This is a genomic window from Dongia sp., from assembly GCF_041905885.1.
Classification (GTDB): Bacteria; Pseudomonadota; Alphaproteobacteria; order Dongiales; family Dongiaceae; genus Dongia.
The window spans coordinates 1-15,458 of sequence record NZ_JAYRKD010000030.1; the positions used below are offsets into that span (position 1 = coordinate 1).

Genomic DNA, 15,458 nt, shown 5'->3' on the forward strand with positions numbered 1-15,458 from the left:
GCGCAGCCTCTTCTTCAGCACCGCCTGCTCACCGGCGTTAACCCCATGCAACTGAAAAACACGCTTGGACGTATCCATGCCAACACGGATAAGCTTTTCCACGGACGGCTCCCTTGTTTGAGATCGCACAACGACCTCATTCTGGCACATCGATGCCGTCGGGGGCCGTCCACCCCATCACGAGTTTGCTGCCGTCGCACTGAAGAGAACTCGTGGATGGTCCGCCTTCGCGGACCATGACGAGCTTGAGAGTTACCGCTTCCGTTCCGCCGCGATCGCTTCGATCCGGGCCTTGAGGTCCGGGTGCTGATGCATCAGGCGCTGGAAGTCGGCGCGGTCGAGGACCAGCAGGCGGGTTTCGGTGAGCGCGGCGACGGTCGCATTGCGGGTGGTGTCGAGCAGCAGGCCGACCTCGCCGAAGAACTGACCCTTGGCGAGCTTCACCGGCGGCTCGATTTCGACCTCGACCTCGCCTTCCATGATGAAGAACATCGCGTCGGCCGGCTCGCCGCGGCGCACCACGACCTGGCGCTCCGGCACGATCTGCGGCTTCAGGAGCCGGGCGATGGCGGCGATGCGCGTCGCGTCCAGACCGGTGAACAGGGGCACGCGCGCCACTGCGTTCCAGGTGACGACGAAATCGCGGCGCCGGATCTCGGTCGCGAAGCCGGTGGCCAGGATGCCGGCCGGCACCGCGAACATCGCGATGCCGAGCAACATCACCATGCCGCCGAACAGCCGGCCGAACGGCGTCACCGGCGTCATGTCGCCATAGCCCACCGTCGCCATGGTGACGATGCCCCACCAGAGCGAACGCGGGATCGAGCTGAAGACGGTCGGCTGGGCGCCGCGCTCCAGCAGGTACATGACACCCGAGGCGATCACCAGCAGCACCAGCATCACCAGCAGGGCGGCGGCCAGCGCCCGCCATTCGCTCTTCAGCACGGTCGCGACCAGCGACAAGGCCGGGGTCAGCCGCGAGAGCTTGAACAGCGAGAGCAGCTGGCCGAGCAGCAGGGTATCGGCAAGCTCCGGCATGACCAGGCCGAGCAAGGGCGCCGCCGAGAGCAGATCGACCAGGCCGATGAAGGAGAGCAGGTAGCGCCGCCGGGCATGCGGCAGGTCGGGATCGAGCAAGGGTGCCCGCCAGATCCGCCAGAGATACTCGGCGAGAAACATCACGCCGGCGACCGCCGTGGCGACCTGGCAATCGAACCGCTCGAATGCGGGAAGGTCGGGGAGCGTGACGATCGCGGCGCTGCCGACCGAAAGCAGGATGGCGATGACGAGGCCGACGCGGGCCGGCCAGTTGACCTGGCCGTCCCGCGCGCTGATGTCGAGCAGATGCAGCAGCCTGCCGCGTCCGTCTCCACCCATGGGCATTCTTGCATCCATGGGCCGTCGCTTCCGGCTAACCGCGATTGACGCGGTTGTCGATCAGATCCTTCACCACGTTCGGATCAGCGAGCGTGGAGATGTCGCCGAGGTTGCCATATTCGTTCTCGGCGATCTTGCGCAAGATGCGGCGCATGATCTTGCCGGAGCGGGTCTTTGGCAGGCCCGGCGCCCATTGGACGAGATCCGGCGAGGCGATCGGGCCGATCTCCTTGCGGACCCACTGCACCAGCTCCTTGCGCAGGGCCTCGGTCGGCTCCTCGCCGACCTTCAGGGTGACATAGGCGTAGATGCCCTGGCCCTTGATGTCGTGCGGATAGCCGACCACGGCGGCTTCGGCGACCTTCGGATGCGCGACCAGCGCGCTTTCGACTTCGGCGGTGCCCATGCGATGGCCGGAGACGTTGATCACGTCATCGACGCGGCCGGTGATCCAGTAGAAGCCGTCGGCATCGCGCCGGCAGCCGTCTCCGGTGAAATAGCGGCCCTTATAGGTGCTGAAATAGGTCTCGGCGAAACGCTTGTGGTCGCCATAGACCGTGCGCATCTGCCCCGGCCAGGAATCCGCGATGCAGAGATTGCCCTCGGTGGCGCCTTCCAGCACCTTGCCTTCGGCATCGACGATCAGCGGCTGGATGCCGAACAGCGGCCGCGTCGCCGAGCCGGGCTTCAGCTTGGTGGCGCCGGGCAGCGGCGAGATCAGGATGCCGCCGGTCTCGGTCTGCCACCAGGTATCGACGATCGGGCAGTGATGCCGGCCGACCACGCGGTGATACCAGAGCCAGGCTTCCGGGTTGATCGGCTCGCCGACCGAGCCCAGCAGGCGCAGGCTCTTCAGGCTGCATTTCTGCACCGGCGCCTCGCCCTCGCGCATCAGCGCGCGGATCGCGGTGGGTGCTGTATAGAAGATGTTGACCTGGTGCTTGTCGCAGACCTGCCAGAAGCGCGAGGCGTCGGGATAATTCGGCACGCCCTCGAACATCAGGGTGGTGGCGCCGTTCGCCAGCGGCCCGTAGACGATGTAGCTGTGGCCGGTGACCCAGCCCACATCCGCCGTGCACCAGTAGATATCGCCGTCGTGATAGTCGAAGACCAGCTGGTGGGTGAGCGCGGCATAGACCAGGTAGCCGCCGGTGGTGTGCAGCACGCCCTTGGGCTTGCCGGTGGAGCCCGAGGTATAGAGGATGAACAGCGGATCCTCGGCGTTCATCGGCTCCGGCGCACAGTCGTTGGAGACCTTCGCCGTCTCCTCGTGGTACCAGAAATCGCGGCCGCCCTGCATGGCGACATTGCCGCCGGTGCGCTTCACCACGATCGTGGCCTTGACCGTCGGGCAGGTTTGCAGCGCCTGGTCGACATTGGCTTTGAGCGGCACCTTCTTGCCGCCGCGCAGGCCTTCATCCGCGGTGATGACGAAGTTGGATTCGCAATCCTGGATGCGGCCGGCCAGGCTGTCGGGCGAGAAGCCGCCGAACACCACCGAATGGATCGCGCCGATCCGCGCGCAGGCCAGCAGCGCATAGGCGGCCTCGGGGATCATCGGCAGGTAGACGGTGACGCGATCGCCCTTCTTCACGCCGTGCGCCTTCATCGCATTGGCGAGGCGGCAGACCTGCTCGTGCAGTTCCGCGTAGGTGATCTTCTTGTCGTCCTTGGGATCGTCGCCTTCCCAGATGATCGCGGTCTGGTTGGCGCGCTTGGCCAGGTGCCGGTCGATGCAGTTCGCCGAGACGTTCAGGACACCGTCGTAATACCAGCGGATGCGGATCTCGCCGGTGTAGTCCACGTCCTTCACCTTGGTATAGGGCTTGATCCAGTCGAGGCGCTTGCCCTGCTCGGCCCAGAAGGCTTCCGGGTCGCTGACCGAGAGCTTGTAGGCGTCCTCGTATTGCCGGGCGTTCACCCAGGCCCGCTTCGCCCAATCCTCCGGCACCGGAAATTCAGTCTGGTCGCTCATGCCAATTGCTCCCCATCTCAGGCGCATGAAAGTTCGGCCTTTTGCGGCCGGTTTGATCGATTATCGACGGAATAACCCTGGAAATACAAGCGGTGGGTGCCCCTGGCCTTAACGATTGCTCAACCACAAGCGTGCAGCATGGCTGCGGGAATATACGTAGCGACAATCCGTCGCCGCGGAGACGAGAGACTCAAAGGTCCGACATGAAGGTTCTTTCTATGGGTATCCGCGGCAAGATCGTGCTTGCCGGGATCATCGTCACGTTGCTCGGCATCGGCGGCGCCGGCGGGCTGGCGCTCTGGGGCGCGTTCGACGCGTCGCGCAACGAGGCAAACCGCAGCCTCCTGGCGATCTCCGAAGGCACCGCGCGCCAGGTCGGCGGCTTCATCCAGCCGGCGATCGACATCGCGCAGACCGTCGCCCGGACCGTCGAAGGCGGTCGCGCCAACGGCCTGCCCCGCACCGCAATCCGCGGCCTGGTCACCTCGGTGATCGGCGCCAACAAGCGCTTCGTCGGCGTGACCGTCGCCTTCGAGCCCGACGGCTATGACGGCAAGGATGCTGAGTTCAAAGGCGTGGCGCCGGAGCAGGACGAGACCGGGCGCTATGTCCCCTACTTCTTCAACATGAAGGACGGAACGGTCGGGGTCGAGAAGCTGATCATGACCGTCGAGGCCGGCATCGAAGGCTGGTATCTGACGCCGCTGAAGAATGCCCGCCCGACCCTGACGCCGCCTTACATCTATCCGGTCGAAGGCGTCGATGTGCTGATGGCCACCATCAGCGTGCCGATGCAGGCGGATGGCAAGGGCTTCGGCATCGCCACCGTCGACCTGCCGCTGACCAAGATGTCGGAGACCATCGCCGCCCTGAAGCCGTTCGGCACCGGGCAGGTGATGCTGATCGCCGACAACGGCACCTGGGCCATCAACCCAGATGCGGCGCGGATCGGCAAGACGGTCGGCAAAGACGGCGACGCCGACTTTGCCGGCGATGCCGCGGTCGCCAAGGCCTATAAGAGCTTCATGGACGCCAAGGCGGACCAGCCCACCGTGACGCTAGACGAGACTTCGGGCACATACTTCGTGCTGAGCCCCGTCAGCTTCGACGGACCGGCCGAGAAATGGACCATTGTCGTCTCGGTGCCCGAAGCCACCGTCCTGGCCGACGCCCGTGAGCTCGCCTGGACCATTTTGGCGGTGCTGGTCGCCGCGGCGGTGATCGCGGCGCTGGTCTTCGTGGTGATCGGCTCCCGGATCGCCAAGCCCATCGTCTCGCTCTCCAAGAACACGGCCGCGGTCGCCGCCGGCGACCTGCAGACCGTCGTCACCGGCGCCGACCGCCGCGACGAGATCGGCACCATGGCGCGCACGCTGGAGACCTTCAAGCAGAGCCTTGCCGAGAACCAGCGGCTGCAGAGCGAGCAGCAGGAGATGCTGAAGCGCGGCTCCGAGGAACGGAAGAAGGCGCGCGACGACCTCGCCGCCAGCTTCGAGGCGGAAGTCTCGAAGTCGATCGGCGAGATGGCGACGACCACCCAGCAGATGGCCAAGTCGGCGGAGGCGATGTCCGGCACGGCGCAGGACAACGTCCAGCGCAGCGGCGCCGTCGAGCACACCGCCGGCCAGGTCTCCGACAACGTGCAGTCGGTGGCGGCGGCGGTCGAGGAGCTTGCGGCCTCGATCCGCGAGATCAGCCAGCAGGTCAACAGCTCGAGCTCGGTGGCGAATTCCGCCGCCGACCGGGCGCGCGGCGCGGTCGAGCGGGTCAACGCCCTGGTCTCGACGGCCGAGCAGATCGGCTCGGTGATCACCCTCATCAACGACATTGCCAGCCAGACCAACTTGCTCGCCTTGAATGCGACCATCGAGGCGGCGCGGGCCGGTGAAGCCGGCAAGGGCTTCGCGGTGGTGGCCAGCGAAGTGAAGAACCTCGCCATGCAGACCGCCAAGGCGACCGACGAGATCTCGACCCAGGTGCAGGCGATCCAAGCCTCGACCGGCACCGCGGCGGCGGAGATCTCCGAGATCGCCAAGACCATCGAGCAGATCAACCAGATCGGCGGCACGGTGGCCGCCGCGGTGACCGAGCAGGAAGCCGCGACCGGCGAGATCAGCCGCGCGGTCACCCAGGCCGCGACCGGCACCTCCGAGCTCCGCGGCAACATCCAGAGCGTCGCCGAGACCGCGCGACGCAGCGGCCAGACCGCTTCCGACATGCAGAATGCCGTGTCGCTGGTTGGCCAGCGCTGCGACGAGCTGCAGCTGCGGGTGGATGAATTCCTGAAGCGGGTGCGCGCCGGGTAAGAAGAGTGCGGGCGGCTTAAGCCGCCCGCTCCTTCCCGATCCGATACCAGTCGATGTTGCGGGTCACGATCATCGCCGCCAGTAGGGCGACGAAGAGCGCGACGGTGCCGGCGAGCAAGGCGTAGTCGTCCATCTGCAGCAGGTCATAGATATAGGCCTGCACCGCGGTGAGGATCACCGCGACCGCGTAGCCCAGTTTCCGACTCATGGTGCGCCAGGCGTACCAGGCGATCATCCCGATATCCGCCGCGCTGGCGATGACATAGGCGTGGAGGAAGGCGATATGCTCCGAGAGCGAGAGCAGCAGCAGATAGAAGAGGCAGAGCGCCGCCCCCACCATGAGATACTGGATCGGGTGCACCTTCTTTCCTCCAAACAGGCCGCTGATGAAGATGGTCGCAAAGGTGAGCGCGATCACCAGCACGCCGTATTTCAGGATCCGGTCGGTCTGCTGATGCACGTCGCCGGGCTCGACGAAGGTGACGCCGACGGTGGTGTTCCAGAGCGTCTCCGGATTGGCCTCGCCCAGGCGCCAGGTCGCGGGGAAGCCGCGGGTGAGCGCGCCCAGCGACCAGGTCGCGTCGAAGCCTTGCGCGCCGATGTTCCGCTCATCCGGCAGGCTGCGGCCGGAAAAGTCCGGGTGCGGCCAGTCCGACTTCAGACTGACGCGCGTCACGTCGGCGATCGGCGCGAAGCGCAAAGCCGAGCTGCCGCGGAAGTCGATCGCGATCGAAAAGCCGACCGGCTTGGCCAGGTCGAGGGTGCTGAGTGACGCCGCCAAGGCGAGGCTGCTCGAAAGCCCGGCATCGCGCTGCAAGGCATCTTCCGCGACCGGCGCCTGGTCGGCGACGGCGATGGTCATGCTGCGGATGGCGGACGGATCGGCGATGCCGATCAGGAGCCTGGCGGCGCTCCAGTCGATCATCTCCGGCGCCACGTCGGCGCGCGGCTTCGAAAGACCGGCGAAGTCGCCGGTGAGGTGCGCGGTGCCGCCATAGACCAGCACCTCGTAGATGCTTTTCGCGCGGCGCTCCGCCTTCACGTCGGTCGCGATCTCCAGATGCTTCGGCAGGAAATAGAGCTGGCTGGTGCCGAGACGCGGCGTGCCCGACGCGGCATCACCGGCCTCGCTGACATAGCGGTAGGGCACGACCAGGATCGGCCCCAGGATGGTCTGCGGCCCGCCCCATTGGCTGGTGATCTCGGAATCGACCTCGAGCTTGCGGTTATCGCGCTCATAGACCAGGCCCTCGATCATGTTCAGCGGGATGAGCAGCACCAGCATCAGCAGGCCGAGGAAGACGGCGCGCTTGGTTGCTTCGAATCCGGCGGTGCCGAGGCCGAAGCTGCGGTGCCACGGTTGGCGCGGCTTTGCATTCTCCTGACGCGGAATGTCAGGGTGTTGGTCGCTCATCGTCTTTCCCCTCTTGCTCGGGTCTGTCCCCAGGAGGCAGGTTGCGGGTCCAAGTCGTTCCGCGCGCGGCGGAACTAAGGCGAAACCGGGGAAAACCGGGTGCCGCATCATGACGGAGATCTGAAATGGCCAGCCAAGCCGAGAAAGCCGAGACCTTCCGCAAGCTGCATGCGAGCGGCACTTTCGTCATTCCCAATCCCTGGGACATCGGCTCGGCGAAGCTGCTGGAAGCCTGGGGCGCCAAGGCACTGGCTACCTCCAGCGCGGCCTTCGCCTTCACCCTTGGCAAGGCCGACGGCGACAACGTCGTCAGCCGCGAAGCGACCCTGGCGAATTACGGCGCCATCGCCGCGGCGACCGACCTGCCGGTCAGCGCCGACCTGCAGGGCTGCTTCGGCCGCGATCCCAAGGTGGTTGCCGAGACCATCCGCCTCGCCGGTGAGGCGGGCCTCTGCGGCGGCTCGGTCGAGGATGCGGTCGGCGAGATCCTCGATCTCGGGCTGGCGCGGGAGCGCGTCGCGGCGGCAGTCGAAGCCGCGCGGGCGATGAAGTTCCCCTTCACCTTGACCGCGCGGGCGGAGAATTTCCTCTGGGGCAAGAAGGATCTCGCCGACACGATTCTGCGGCTGCAGGCCTTCCAGGAAGCGGGCGCCGACGTGCTCTACGCACCGGGCCTCGCCACCGAGGCCGAGATCACGAGCGTGCTGAAGTCGGTCGATCGCCCGATCAATGTGCTGGTCGGGATGGGCGCCCAGCCGCTGACCGTCGCCGACTTCACCCGTCTCGGCGCGCGACGCCTGAGCGTCGGGAGCAGCCTCTACACCGCCGCCATGGGCGCGTTCCAGCACGCTGCCAGAACGCTGCTGGAGAAAGGCATCGTCGATTACGGCAAACCGATGCCGTTCGGCGATCTGCAGAAGGCGTTCGCGGCGAAGTGACGACCTGCTCTTAACTCCCGCCCCCAAGATGGGGGCGGGGAATCTTGTGAAGTGGACTGCGGCTGCAGACGGCCCTTACTTCACCCCGCCCATCTTGCAGACCTGCTTCCACTCGGCGGCGGTCACCGGCTGCACCGAGAGGCGGGAGTTCTTCACCAGCACCATGTCCTTCAGGGCCGGCGTCGCCTTGATTTCCTTCATCGAGACCGGGGTCGGCACCGCGGCCACGGGCTTCACCTCGACCATCCCGAACTTCTCGGTCTTGTCGGTCGGGTCGAGGTGGTACTCCTTGGCGATCTCCATGATGCCGACGATCTCGAGGCCCTCGTTGGAGTGATAGAAGAAGGCGCGGTCGCCCTTCTTCATCTTCTTCATGTTGGCCGAGGCCTGGAAGTTGCGCACGCCGGTCCAGCCGGTCTTGCCGTCCTTGTTGAGCTGTTGCCAGGAATAGGCGGTAGGCTCGGACTTCATCAGCCAGTATTGCATCGCGGCTTCTCCTACTTCGGGAAGGCTTTCTTGACGCCATGGACGGAGACCGACTGGAACAGGCCGGCCTTGGCGTAGGGGTCGTTGGCCAGGAACTTGTCCATCTCGGCGCGGTCGGCGACCTCGAGCACCAGCAGGCTGCCGATCATCGCTTCGCCGTCTAGCAGCGGACCGGCGAAGAGCAGCTTGTCGTTATACGAGGTCAGATACTCGACATGCTTCGGCCGGTTGGCCATGCGCACGTCGATGGCGCCGGGCTTGTCGAGGCAGTAGGCCATGAATTGCATCTGGGTGATCTCCTTCGTTAAGCCTTCACGCCCGCGCCGCGCAGCGCAGGGGCGTCGTTGTCCAGGGGCCAGCGCGGGCGCGGGGCGAAATCCAGCGCGCTCGTCTCGCCGCGCTTCAGATGCTCGATTCCGGTCCAGGCGATCATCGCGGCGTTGTCGGTGCAGAGCGCGATCGGCGGCGCGACCAGCGGGAGATTTCCTTTCGCCGCGGTTTCGGCGAGACGCTTGCGCAGGCGCGCATTCGCCGCGACGCCGCCCGCCACCACCAGCGCGGTCATGCCCGGCGCGGCCGCGATGGCGCGCTTCACCCGGTCGGCGACCGATTCCGTCACCGCGATCTCGAAGCCGGCGGCGAGATTGGCGACGGTCTCGGGCGAAAGCGGCCGCAGCGCCTCGACGCGCTGGCGCAGAGCGGTCTTCAGGCCACTGAAGGAGAAATTGCAGTCGGGCCGGCCCAGCATCGGCCGCGGCAAATCAAGCACCGGATCTTTGGCAGCTTCGGCGGCGCGCTGGATCGCCGGGCCGCCGGGATAGCCGAGACCGAGCAGCTTCGCCGCCTTGTCGAATGCCTCGCCGGCGGCGTCGTCGATGGTGGCGCCGAGCCGGCGATAGCTTCCGATGTCTTCCACCACCAGCAGCTGGCAATGGCCGCCGGAGACCAACAGGAGCAGATAGGGGAAGGCGACGTCGTCGGACAGTCGCGCGCTCAAGGCATGGCCTTCGAGATGGTTGACCGCATAGAACGGCTTCTTGTGCACGGCCGCGATCGCCTTGGCCATTGTGACGCCGACGATGACCCCGCCGATCAGGCCCGGCCCGGCGGTCGCGGCGATGCCGTCCAGATCGGCGAAGCCCAGCCCGGCCTTCTTCATGGTGGCTTCGATCAGGGGACCGAGATGCTCCAGATGGGCGCGGGCGGCAACTTCGGGCACCACGCCGCCATAGGGCTTATGTTCGTCGAGCTGGGAGAAGAGTTCCTCGGCCAAAATGCGACGCCGGTCGTCCACCAAAGCGGCGGCCGTTTCATCGCAGCTCGATTCAATGCCCAGAACGATCATAAAGGCTTGATTCCAGAGGTTCCGACGGAGGTTGCAATACGGCATCCCGCCCGGCTAGAAAGGCGCCATTCTTCGCGATGAAGCGGGCGCGGCGCAAGTTATGGCGGTTTCCGGATTGGTGATCAACATCGGCACCCGCGGCAGCCCGCTGGCTTTGGCCCAGGCGGAGCTGACCAAGGCCGGCCTGCTGGCGGCTCATGCCGAACTCCGGCCCGAAAACGTCACCATCGTCCCGATCAAGACTACCGGCGACCAGGTCCAGGACCGGACCTTGAGCGAGATCGGCGGCAAGGGCCTGTTCACCAAGGAGATCGAGGAGGCCCTCATCGACGGCCGGATCGATCTCGCGGTCCATTCCATGAAGGACATGCCGACCTTCCTGCCGGCCGGCCTCGTGATTGCCGCGATGCTGGAGCGCGAGGACCCGCGCGACGTGCTGATCTCGCCGGTCGCCGACAGCATCGCGAACCTGCCGCAAGGCGCCGTCGTCGGCACCGCCTCCCTGCGGCGGCAGGCCCAGTTGCTGGCGCTGCGGCCTGATCTCAAGGTGCAGCCCCTGCGCGGCAATGTCGGCACCCGGCTCGACAAGCTCGCCCGCGGCGAGGCGGCAGCTACCTTGCTGGCGCTGGCCGGCCTGAAGCGACTCGGGCGGGCCGATGCGGCGACCGCGATTCTGTCCACCGACGATTTCCTGCCCGCCGTCGCCCAGGGCGCGATCGGTCTCGAGATCCGCGCGAACGATCCGCGCGTCGCCGCCCTGGTGGCGCCGCTCGATCACCCGCTGACCACGATCGCCGTCACCGCCGAGCGCGCCATGCTGGCGGTGCTGGACGGTTCCTGCCGCACGCCGATCGCGGCGCATGCGGAGGTCTTCGGAACCCAGCTCCGACTCCGGGGCTTGGTGGCACTTCCGGACGGCACCGAGTCGCATTTCGCCGAAGACAGCGGCAATGCCACGCTGGAAGGCGCTGCGGCGCTTGGCCGCGCGCTGGGCGAAAAGCTCAAGGCGCTGGCGGGGCCGAACTTCCTGGCTTAGGCTTCCGGCTGAAATACTCCGACCCGTCGGGGACAGAGGGATTACCATGCATGCATTGATCACCCGGCCGTTGGAAGATGCGAAGCCGCTGGCGGAGCTTCTGGCCGGCCGTGGCGTCGAATGCACGGTGGAGCCGCTGCTGGAGATCGCGCCGCTCGCCGATGCGGCGATCGATCTCGACGGCGTGCAGGCCCTGCTCTTCACCAGCGCCAATGGGGTGCGCGCCTTCGCCGCCAAGAGCTCGCGCCGCGACCTGAAGGTGCTGACCGTCGGTGACGGTTCCGCGACAACCGCCCGCGAGGTCGGTTTCAGCGATGTGACCGCGGCCGGCGGCGATGTCGAAGCCTTGGCCGCCCTGGTCATCGCCAAGCTCGATCCCAAGGCCGGGCCGCTGTTCCATGGCGCCGCCTCGGTGCTGGCCGGCGACCTCCAGGGCAAGCTCGAGGCCGCCGGATTCACCTTGCGCCGGGTCGTGCTCTATGAGGCCAAGACCGCGACCACGCTGACGCATGAAACGCGGATGAACCTGGCGCTGGGCGGCGTCGATATGCTGCTGCTGTTCTCGCCGCGCACCGCCCGCACCTTCGCCGAACTCTGGCGCAAGGCCGATGCGCCAAGCCTCGGCAAGACCACCGCATTGTGCCTCAGCGCCGCGGTCGCCCGCGAGATCGCCGATCTCGGCTGGCTGCGGATCGAGACCGCGGCGAGTCCGGACCAGTCGGCGATGCTGGCGCTGGTCGAGGCCGAGATCGAGCGCCGCAGCCCGGCGGTCGAAGTGCTGCCGCCGAAAGCCGAAGCCGCGAAGGAAGCGCCGCGCGTCGAGGAAAGCATGCAACAGAATTTCACGCCGCCGCCGCTCTACAACCCGCCGCCGCCGAAGGAAAAGTCCGGCGGGGTCTTCGCCGGCATCGTGGCCGGGTTGATAGCCGGCGCGGCGGCGGCCGTTGCAGCCGTCTATACGCAGCCCTACTGGCATCCACAGGAACAGGCGGCGCCCGCGCCAGATCAAAGCGCGGAACTCGCCGCGCTGCAGTCGAAGATCGATGCCTTGGCGCAGAGCAGCGCCGGTGGCGGTGTCAGCGCCGAGGCGGTCAATGCCGCGGTGAATGACGTCAAGGCGGCAATCGCGCTGGAGATCGCCGCCGCCACCGACCGGATCGGCAAGCTGGAGCAGAGCGTCAACACCCTGGCGCAGGCGCCGGCGACCGCGGCGCCGACGATCGATCTGCAGCCGCTGCAGGACCGGATCGCGCAATTGGAATCCAAGATCGCCGACGCGCAGCAGGCGCAGGCGGCGCCGAGCGCGCCGGCCGGTTCGGATCTATCCGGCGATGTCGCAGCGCTGAAGTCGGCCAATGACGCGCTGACCCAGCAATTGAACGCCGCGCGCGACGAGATCAAGGCGCTGCAGGCACAGCAGAGCGAACTCTCCGGCACTCTCGGCAAGATCGCGGCGCAGCCGGCCGGCGTCACGCCCGCCGAGCAGCGGCGTACGGCGGCGGTGGTCGCCCTGAGCGCGCTGCGCGGCGCCCTGCCGCTCGACAAGCCCTATGACGTGAGCCTGAAGGCGATCGACGATCTGGCGGCGGCCGACGCCGATCTCAAAGGCAAGCTCGCGCCGGCGCTCGATCCATTGCGGCCGCTGGCGGCCGACGGCGCGCCGACCCTGGCGCAATTGCAGGCCAGCCTGCCGACCAAGGCCATCGCGGATGCCGCCAATGCCGAGACGACCGCCGACGCGGTCGGCGCCGAGCCGGGCTGGTCGGAGCGGTTGATCAATCGTCTGTCGGAAGCGGTGACGGTGCGGCCGGTCGGCGAGAATGCCGAGGGTGACGGGCCGCTGGCGCATCTCGCGCGGGGCGAGGCCAAGCTCAAGGCCGGCGATCTCGCCGCTGCCGCTGCCGAGATCGGCGCGCTGCAGGGCAAGGCGGCGGATGCCGCCGCCGCCTGGCTGAACGGCGCCAAGGCCCGGCTGGCGCAGGATCAGGCGAGCAACGCGCTCGACCAGACCGCGACGGCTTTGCTGGCACCTGCATCCGGACCGGAACAGTGAGCGCGCCCTCAGCATGACCCTCGGCCGCACTGTCTGGTTCTTCGTCAAGATCGCCATCGTCGTGGCCGCCGCCGTCTGGCTGGCGGACCGGCCGGGCCATGTCTCGATCGAATGGCTCGGCTACAACATCGACCTCGCGGTCGGCACCGCGCTGGCGCTGCTGGTCGTCTTCATCCTGGTTCTTTATCTGCTCTGGCGGCTCTGGCATATCGTCACCCATGCGCCGACCGGCTTCGCGCTGTTCCGCCGCAACCGGCGCCAGGCCAAGGGCTTCAAGGCGCTGACCCGCGGCCTGGTCGCGGTCGCGGCCGGCGACGCCGCGGAGGCGAAGCGGCTGTCGCGGACCGCGCATGGCCTACTGGATCATTCGCCGCTGACCCTGCTTCTGGCAGCGCAGGCCGCACAGATGGAAGGCGACGAGCATGCCGCCGCGCGCTATTTCGAGGCGCTGTCGAAGAATCCCGAGGCGGCGCTGCTGGGCCTGCGCGGGCTGACCACGGCGGCCTTGAAGCGCGGTGACGAGACCGCGGCGCTGACCCATGCGGAAGCCGCGCTGCAATCGCATCCCCATGCCGACTGGGCGGCGGAGACGGCGCATCGCCTGCAGGTCAAGCACGGCAAACCGGCGGAAGAGAGCCTGAAGGCGCTGGTGCGCGCCGGCGTCATGACCGCGAAGGAAGGCCAGCATCGCCGCGCCGTGCTGCTGGCCGAGCGCGCACGGCTGCATCTACTGCCGGAGACGACCGATGCCGATCACGACGCCGGGCTGCGCTCGGCCCGGGAAGCGCTCAAGCTCGACAGCGCGCTGGTTCCGGCGCGGCTGATCCTGGCCAACCTGCTGCTGCGCATGAGCAAGAAGCGCGAGGCGCTGAAGCTGATCGAGCAGGACTGGGATTCCAACCCGCATCCGCTGCTGGCCCGCGCCTATATCGAGGCCGAGCCCGGCGAGCGTCCCGCCGAGCGCATGAAGCGGCTGGAACGACTGCAGCGACAGAACCCGAATCATGTCGAGACCCATCGCGCGCTCGGCATGGCGGCGCTGGCCGCCGGGCTCTGGGGCGATGCGCGGCGGCACCTGGAGAAGCTGGTGGCGGCCGAGCGTGCCGGCGATGGACTGAGCTACGGCACCTGCCGTGCCATGGCGGCGCTGGAAGAAGGCGAGCGGCCGGATCCCCGCAACACCCAGGCGGCGGTCCGGCAATGGCTGGATGCGGCGGCCGAGGCGCAGCCGGACCCCGCCTGGATCTGCTCGGTCTGCGGGCATCCCGGCGAGGCCGGTCCCGCTTCCGGCCATTGGCAGGCGGTCTGCCCGCATTGCTCCGGCATCGACAGCTTCCGCTGGCAGCGCCCGGTCCTGCCCAGCGCCAATATCCTGCTGGTCCCGGCCCCGGCTGCGGCGCCGGCCGAGCCCGCCCCGGAACCGACGCTGCCCGAAGTCGCGGCGCCGCTGCCGGCCCCGGAAGCCTCGATTCCGGCACAGAAATCCGCACCGGAAACCGCCCCGGCCGGGCTCGAAAAACGGCTGGAAACCCAACTGGCTCCGTCGGTTGACGCCGCCCGGTTGATCAACTAGCTTCCGGCCGCGCCGCCGGGAATTGCCCGGGTGGCCGCTCCTGGAGTGCCGTAGTAGCTCAGTGGTAGAGCATCCGCTTCGTAAGCGGGCGGTCGGGGGTTCAAATCCCTCCTACGGCACCACTTCCCATCCGCCGGCTAATACATCGCCTTGATGGCGGCGAGCTCGGTTTCGAGCTGCCGGACGTCATCCCGTTGCAGGGCGCGCTCGAGCGCCGGCAGGTTCGCGGCAATCAGGGCGCCGGTGATTGCAAAGAATCGATCCGCGTCGGTCTCGGGCGTCGGCTTGCCCGTGGCCCCGAGCAGCGCCGCGGCGCAGGCGATGGCGAGGATGGCGACATTCGGATCCCTGGTGGCGCTCAACACGGATTTCGGGTCGATCGCACCGGCTTCGGCAATCGGCGCGGCGCGGACCAGGGCGATCAGCGCGCCGGTCATCAAAGCGGCGTCCGCTTGCTCCGCGGCGCCGAGCATACGGCGCGCGGCATCGATCCGGTTTTCCAGCACCAGGAAGGGCGGCTTGCTGTAACGCTGCAGCAGCTGAAGCGCCGCCCGGCGGAAATAGGCATTGAACACCGCATTGGCGGTGAAGCTGTGGCCCGAAGTCGCGGCGGCGAGATCGCGCATCAGGCTGCGGTCGAAGGGCGACGGGTGGATGTCCCGCGGCAGGAGCACCGTCGCCGCGTCGCGCGACGTGGCCATCACCTTCTCGGCGAGCCGCGCGTTCTGGGCGATGAAGCCGGTGATCAGCGCGGTCGGCGCGTCGGTCGGCAACAGCCAGGCGGCGCGCTTGGCGACTTCGCCGGGCGCGGCGGGATCGTCGGCGGAAGCGAGCTCCTGCACCAGATAATGCGCTGTCCTCAAACCGTCACGCGCGCTGGCCGCGACACTGACCGCATGGGCGCCGAGGGAGAGGGGAATCCGTGGCAAAAAGGTCATGGCCCCGATTCATCCCG

Annotated in this window: 12 protein-coding genes, 1 tRNA gene and 1 pseudogene; 6 read left to right on the forward strand and 8 right to left on the reverse strand. The window is 67.6% G+C overall.

Annotation, left to right across the window (positions count from 1 at the left end):
* The 3 genes and pseudogenes from ACH2CY_RS23215 to acs all read right to left on the reverse strand — a co-directional run.
* A pseudogene (locus ACH2CY_RS23215) lies at positions 1 to 102 on the reverse strand (IS110 family transposase); the annotation flags it as partial.
* Positions 103 to 252: 150 nt separating this feature from the next.
* The gene (locus ACH2CY_RS23220) at positions 253 to 1,383 is read right to left on the reverse strand and encodes a cyclic nucleotide-gated ion channel (protein ID WP_395022076.1); all 1,131 of its coding nucleotides are present in this window, start codon (positions 1,381 to 1,383) and stop codon (positions 253 to 255) included.
* A gap of 28 nt (positions 1,384 to 1,411) precedes the next feature.
* Complete coding sequence (gene acs, locus ACH2CY_RS23225) at positions 1,412 to 3,352, reverse strand: acetate--CoA ligase (RefSeq protein WP_395022077.1); 1,941 nt, start codon at positions 3,350 to 3,352, stop codon at positions 1,412 to 1,414.
* A gap of 203 nt (positions 3,353 to 3,555) precedes the next feature.
* Here acs and ACH2CY_RS23230 point away from each other — a divergent pair, with 203 nt between their 5' ends.
* Complete coding sequence (locus ACH2CY_RS23230) at positions 3,556 to 5,658, forward strand: methyl-accepting chemotaxis protein (protein ID WP_395022079.1); 2,103 nt, start codon at positions 3,556 to 3,558, stop codon at positions 5,656 to 5,658.
* Positions 5,659 to 5,674: 16 nt separating this feature from the next.
* Here ACH2CY_RS23230 and creD read toward each other — a convergent pair whose 3' ends face one another.
* Entirely contained in the window at positions 5,675 to 7,072 is a 1,398-nt protein-coding gene (gene creD, locus ACH2CY_RS23235; RefSeq protein ID WP_395022080.1) for a cell envelope integrity protein CreD, read from the reverse strand.
* Between the two features lie 125 nt (positions 7,073 to 7,197).
* Here creD and ACH2CY_RS23240 point away from each other — a divergent pair, with 125 nt between their 5' ends.
* Positions 7,198 to 8,010, forward strand: coding sequence for an isocitrate lyase/phosphoenolpyruvate mutase family protein (locus ACH2CY_RS23240; RefSeq protein ID WP_395022081.1), 813 nt, complete (start codon positions 7,198 to 7,200; stop codon positions 8,008 to 8,010).
* 75 nt (positions 8,011 to 8,085) lie between these two features.
* Here the strand turns inward: ACH2CY_RS23240 and ACH2CY_RS23245 are convergent, their stop codons facing one another.
* The 3 genes from ACH2CY_RS23245 to tsaD are packed head-to-tail and all read right to left on the reverse strand — an operon-like array spanning position 8,086 to position 9,841.
* Positions 8,086 to 8,496 (reverse strand): EVE domain-containing protein, encoded by a 411-nt coding sequence (locus ACH2CY_RS23245; RefSeq protein ID WP_395022083.1) that lies wholly within the window; start codon positions 8,494 to 8,496, stop codon positions 8,086 to 8,088.
* 11 nt (positions 8,497 to 8,507) lie between these two features.
* A complete protein-coding gene (locus ACH2CY_RS23250) occupies positions 8,508 to 8,783 on the reverse strand; it encodes a YciI family protein (protein ID WP_395022084.1) in 276 nt (91 codons plus the stop codon).
* Positions 8,784 to 8,800: 17 nt separating this feature from the next.
* Positions 8,801 to 9,841 (reverse strand): tRNA (adenosine(37)-N6)-threonylcarbamoyltransferase complex transferase subunit TsaD, encoded by a 1,041-nt coding sequence (gene tsaD, locus ACH2CY_RS23255; RefSeq protein WP_395022085.1) that lies wholly within the window; start codon positions 9,839 to 9,841, stop codon positions 8,801 to 8,803.
* Positions 9,842 to 9,941: 100 nt separating this feature from the next.
* Between tsaD and hemC the strand changes: the two genes are divergently transcribed.
* The 4 genes from hemC to ACH2CY_RS23275 all read left to right on the forward strand — a co-directional run bounded on the left by hemC (position 9,942) and on the right by ACH2CY_RS23275 (position 14,625).
* On the forward strand, positions 9,942 to 10,877 hold the full coding sequence (hemC, locus tag ACH2CY_RS23260; protein ID WP_395022086.1) for a hydroxymethylbilane synthase: 936 nt from the start codon (positions 9,942 to 9,944) through the stop codon (positions 10,875 to 10,877).
* Positions 10,878 to 10,923: 46 nt separating this feature from the next.
* Positions 10,924 to 12,930, forward strand: a complete 2,007-nt coding sequence (locus ACH2CY_RS23265) for a uroporphyrinogen-III synthase (RefSeq protein ID WP_395022087.1) — start codon at positions 10,924 to 10,926, stop codon at positions 12,928 to 12,930.
* 13 nt (positions 12,931 to 12,943) lie between these two features.
* Positions 12,944 to 14,503, forward strand: coding sequence for a heme biosynthesis protein HemY (locus tag ACH2CY_RS23270; RefSeq protein WP_395022088.1), 1,560 nt, complete (start codon positions 12,944 to 12,946; stop codon positions 14,501 to 14,503).
* A 47-nt stretch (positions 14,504 to 14,550) separates the two neighbouring features.
* Positions 14,551 to 14,625 (forward strand) — tRNA-Thr (locus ACH2CY_RS23275).
* A 15-nt stretch (positions 14,626 to 14,640) separates the two neighbouring features.
* Here the strand turns inward: ACH2CY_RS23275 and ACH2CY_RS23280 are convergent.
* The gene (locus tag ACH2CY_RS23280; protein ID WP_395022090.1) at positions 14,641 to 15,441 is read right to left on the reverse strand and encodes a hypothetical protein; all 801 of its coding nucleotides are present in this window, start codon (positions 15,439 to 15,441) and stop codon (positions 14,641 to 14,643) included.
* Positions 15,442 to 15,458 lie beyond the last annotated feature (17 nt).

Excerpts from the sequence above, each read along its gene's own strand:
- ACH2CY_RS23220 (WP_395022076.1), bottom strand. The coding sequence starts at position 1,383 with ATGCCCATGGGTGGAGACGGACGCGGCAGGCTGCTGCATCTGCTCGAC.
- acs (WP_395022077.1), bottom strand. The coding sequence starts at position 3,352 with ATGAGCGACCAGACTGAATTTCCGGTGCCGGAGGATTGGGCGAAGCGG.
- ACH2CY_RS23230 (WP_395022079.1), top strand. The coding sequence starts at position 3,556 with ATGAAGGTTCTTTCTATGGGTATCCGCGGCAAGATCGTGCTTGCCGGG.
- creD (WP_395022080.1), bottom strand. The coding sequence starts at position 7,072 with ATGAGCGACCAACACCCTGACATTCCGCGTCAGGAGAATGCAAAGCCG.
- ACH2CY_RS23240 (WP_395022081.1), top strand. The coding sequence starts at position 7,198 with ATGGCCAGCCAAGCCGAGAAAGCCGAGACCTTCCGCAAGCTGCATGCG.
- ACH2CY_RS23245 (WP_395022083.1), bottom strand. The coding sequence starts at position 8,496 with ATGCAATACTGGCTGATGAAGTCCGAGCCTACCGCCTATTCCTGGCAA.
- ACH2CY_RS23250 (WP_395022084.1), bottom strand. The coding sequence starts at position 8,783 with ATGCAATTCATGGCCTACTGCCTCGACAAGCCCGGCGCCATCGACGTG.
- tsaD (WP_395022085.1), bottom strand. The coding sequence starts at position 9,841 with ATGATCGTTCTGGGCATTGAATCGAGCTGCGATGAAACGGCCGCCGCT.
- hemC (WP_395022086.1), top strand. The coding sequence starts at position 9,942 with ATGGCGGTTTCCGGATTGGTGATCAACATCGGCACCCGCGGCAGCCCG.
- ACH2CY_RS23265 (WP_395022087.1), top strand. The coding sequence starts at position 10,924 with ATGCATGCATTGATCACCCGGCCGTTGGAAGATGCGAAGCCGCTGGCG.
- ACH2CY_RS23270 (WP_395022088.1), top strand. The coding sequence starts at position 12,944 with ATGACCCTCGGCCGCACTGTCTGGTTCTTCGTCAAGATCGCCATCGTC.
- ACH2CY_RS23280 (WP_395022090.1), bottom strand. The coding sequence starts at position 15,441 with ATGACCTTTTTGCCACGGATTCCCCTCTCCCTCGGCGCCCATGCGGTC.